General features: G+C 64.5%; 2 protein-coding genes. Both read left to right on the top strand.

Features of this window, described 5'->3' with window-relative positions:
- Window positions 1–218: 218 nt before the first annotated feature.
- The gene (locus QMX91_RS30765) at window positions 219–1,604 is read left to right on the top strand and encodes a UbiD family decarboxylase (protein ID WP_282413874.1); all 1,386 of its coding nucleotides are present in this window, start codon (window positions 219–221) and stop codon (window positions 1,602–1,604) included.
- Window positions 1,601–2,230 (top strand): UbiX family flavin prenyltransferase, encoded by a 630-nt coding sequence (locus QMX91_RS30760; RefSeq protein ID WP_282413873.1) that lies wholly within the window; start codon window positions 1,601–1,603, stop codon window positions 2,228–2,230. The genes QMX91_RS30765 and QMX91_RS30760 overlap by 4 nt, the downstream gene beginning before the upstream one ends.
- Window positions 2,231–2,245: the final 15 nt, after the last annotated feature.

Here is a 2,245-nt window from a genome sequence, read left to right as displayed (position 1 = left end):
GGCTTGCTCGCGAAAGCGGTGCTTCATTCAACAATGAAGGTGGCTGATCCACCGCATTCGCGAGCAAGCCCGCTCCCACATTGGGGCCGTGTTACGACAGTTACACAGCGACTTTACAGGCACGAAGATGACCCGGCGTTCCCTCGACCGGCAGGCCAACGGCTGCTCGATCGAACGCCCTCTCATCCCTGCGTGCCTGCTTTTTACGAGGTGAAACCATGACCCGTTCGACGCTCGGCGATTCTCAGGACTTTCACGTGTTCATCGACGCCTATCGCCGTGAATACCCGGACGATGTGCTGACCATCACCCAATCTGTTTCTGCCGATCAGGACATCACCGCCCTGGTCGATGCCCTCGCCGCACAGGGTCGCGATCCGTTGCTGATCTGCGAAAACGTCGGCGGCCTCAAGGTAACGGTGGCAACTAACCTGTTCGCCTCCCGCACCCGCGTTGCCCGGTTGTTCGGTGTCACCCCGGCACAACTGCACGAAACCTTCCAGCGTCGCGCCAACCAGCCCATCGCCCCGCGCTACGTGGAAAGCGGCCCGGTGCTTGATGAAGTGTTCGAAGGCGAAGCCGTGGATCTGGCGCTGCTGCCGATGCTCAAGCACTTCGACAGCGATCGCGGGCCGTACATCACCAACGCGATCATCATCGCCGAGGACCCGCTGACCGGCATCGCCAACATGAGCTACCACCGCTCGATGCGCCACGCTCGCCAGTCCCTGGCGACCAGCCTGCACTCGCGCGGACACCTGTGGCGGATGCTGCAGACCGCCCGTGAGCGCGGCGAAGAATTGCGCGTGGCGATGGTGGTCGGTGCACATCCGTTGTTCATGCTCGCGGCGGCAGCGCGTTTACCCTACGGCAGCGATGAACGCGCCGTCGCCGGCGGCTTGTTCGGCGCACCGCTGGAACTGGTCAAGACCCCGCGCTACGGCATCGGCGTCCCGGCATACGCCGAGTTCGTCCTCGAAGGCGCCATCGACCCGACGGCCTACGCCGAGGAAGGCCCGTTCGGCGAGTTCAGCGGTTACTCCTCGGATCGCTCGACCAACAACGTGCTGCGCGTCGACACCCTGTTGCGGCGCAAGGACGCCTGGCTGGTGGACGTGATGGGCGGCCGCTACGCCGAGCATCTGACCCTGGCGCGGCTACCGCGCGAAGCGGAAATGAGCGAAAAACTCAAGGCGCGCTTCCCTGCCGTCACCGCCGTGCATTACCCGAACTCCGGCACGCATTTTCATTGCTACGTGGCGCTGGATCAGAGCCGCGACGGCGAGGCGCGGCAAATCATGCTGGCCCTGCTCGGCTGGGATCCTTATCTGAAAAACGTGATCGCGGTGGACAGCGATATCGATATCACCGACGACAGCCAGGTGTTGTGGGCACTGGCCGCGCATTTCCAGCCGCATCTGGATATTTTCGTGATCGACGGTTTGCCCGGCAGCCCCCTGGATCCGTCGTCCTCGGTCAACGGCACCACTTCGCGCATGGGCCTGGACGCCACCCGTGGCTCGGGCTTCGACGGGATCAAGGCGCAGCTCGATCAGGACGTGCTCGAACGTGCGCGGCAACTGCTCAAAGGGCTGGCATCGTGAGCCGCCAGCGGCTGGTGGTCGGCATCAGTGGCGCGTCCGGCTTCATCTACGGCGTGCGTCTTTTGCAATTACTCGCCGAACTGGACATCGAAAGCCACCTGATCATCAGCCGCGCCGCGCTGCTGACCATGGCCCATGAAACCGACTACAAACTGGCCGAGGTCACTGCGCTTGCCAGCCACTACCACCGCGCCGATGACGTCGCGGCCGGGATCGCCAGCGGTTCGTTTCGCTGCCTGGGCATGGTGGTCGCGCCGTGTTCGATGCGCACCCTGGCGGAGATCGCCACCGGCACGTCTTCCGGGCTGATCGGCCGCGCCGCCGACGTCACCCTCAAGGAACGCCGCACGCTGGTGCTGATGGCCCGCGAAACGCCGCTGACCCTCGCCCACCTGCGCAACATGACTGCCGTGACCGAGATGGGCGGAATCATCGCCCCGCCGGTGCCGGCGTTCTACGCCCGGCCCGAGAGCCTGGCGCAGATGGTCGATCACAGCCTCGGCAGAGTGCTCGACCTGTTCGGCCTCGATGCCGGCGTTGCCACCCGCTGGAAAGAACACCGAGAACCCTGTGGGAGCGGGCTTGCTCGCGAATGCGGTGGGTCATTCAACAATGATGGTGGCTGAACCGCCGCATTCGCG

It is taken from the genome of Pseudomonas sp. PS01299 (assembly GCF_029960145.1).
Lineage (GTDB): Bacteria > Pseudomonadota > Gammaproteobacteria > Pseudomonadales > Pseudomonadaceae > Aquipseudomonas > Aquipseudomonas putida_A.
Note: the sequence above shows the minus strand (reverse complement) of the source record. Positions and strands in the feature narration are given on the sequence as shown.

Bases quoted from the DNA above. Each gene is read 5' to 3' on its own strand.
- QMX91_RS30765 (WP_282413874.1), top strand. From the start codon at position 219: ATGACCCGTTCGACGCTCGGCGATTCTCAGGACTTTCACGTGTTCATC.